General features: G+C 61.7%; 1 protein-coding gene. It reads left to right on the top strand.

Features of this window, described 5'->3' with window-relative positions:
- Positions 1-177 precede the first annotated feature (177 nt).
- Positions 178-1,364: IS4 family transposase (locus tag BQ17_RS13705; protein ID WP_256091606.1), on the top strand; the 1,187-nt coding region annotated here is incomplete at its 3' end.

Here is a 1,364-nt window from a genome sequence, read left to right as displayed (position 1 = left end):
TCACTGCCATTAAGTTAAGGAAAAGCGCAAAAATATGCCGCATACTTCACGTTTTTTCGAGATCATAGCAATGAGCAAAAAAGTCACCGGGGGATCGAGAAGACCCGTGAGCTGCTGACCGAGGATGACTTCAAGGCCCGCCATCGCAGCTCAGCGCGGTCCTTCACCCGTGAGCGGGTGCTCACGTTCGCCGTGGTGGTGACCTTGGTGCTGAGAAAAAGCGTGAAGTCGTTGCAGAACCTCCTCAACGAAGCGCTGAACTGGCTGGGCGATGAGCTGGTCACGGCAAGCGCGTTCTGCCAGGCACGTTACCAACTCAAGCACACGGCCTTTATCGAGATCAATGAGAAGGCCGTGGTAGAGACGCTCTACAGCGATGATGATTACCCGCGTTACTGGGGGTTTCGACTGCTGGGAGTGGACGGCTCGAAGGTGCTGCTGCCCGACACGGATGCCGTGCGCGAGGCCTTTGGCACCATCGCCTACAGCAATGGCAAAGACAGCAAGGTGCAAGGAGAGCACCCCGATGCCTTGGCCTCGGTGCTCTATGATCTGTGCAACCGCGTGGCCCTGGACGCACGTCTGGAGCGGGCCGATGCCTATGAGGTGGATTTGGCGGTGGCGCATCTGGAGCATGCCCGCCCGGGCGACTTGCTGTTGGCCGATCGCAACGACCCCTCCGATCATCTGCTGGCGGAACTCAGTCAGCGTGGCATCGACTTCGCGATCCGTTGCTCGGCGGCCTCCTTCAAGCAGGCCCGAGCCATGCTGCGCGGTCAGGGTGCCGACAGCCAAGTCGTCACGCTCACGCCCTGCTCGCAAAAGGCGGCGGACATCCGCCGCCGTGCCCTGCCGATGCGTATGCGTGTGCGCTTCGTGCGTGTGCGCCTGAGCACCGGGGAATGGGAAGTGCTGGTGACGTCCTTGTGCGATGGCGCGCGCTGGCCCACAGCGGATTTTCGCGCGCTCTACCACCAGCGCTGGGGTGTGGCGAGCTTCTATGGGGTGCTCAAGACGCGCTTGGCGTTGGCGAATTTCACCGGCCTCGGTCCCGAGGCGGTGCGCCAGGATTTCTTCGCCACCGTCTTCCTCAGCGGCCTGGAGTCGTTGCTCACCGAAAGCGCACAGGTCAACCTCGATGCCAAACCGACCCGCCACCCCCAGCAGGTCAACCGCGCTGTCTCCTTCAATGCCATCAAGCACAACGCCCTGCAGATGCTCATCAGCGATACGAACATCGAGGCGCTCTGCGAGCGCCTCACGGCCCTGTTTATGACCAATCCCTGCTCTCAGCGCCAAGACCGCAACCCCCCGCGTCGCAACACCTCCGCCAGAGGCTTACTCGATTTCTATCGGCGCCGACG

The organism is Candidatus Thiosymbion oneisti, assembly GCF_900092655.1.
GTDB lineage: Bacteria > Pseudomonadota > Gammaproteobacteria > Chromatiales > Chromatiaceae > Thiosymbion > Thiosymbion oneisti.
The sequence above is the reverse complement of the archived record's forward strand: the minus strand, read 5'-3'. Positions and strand labels throughout refer to the sequence as shown.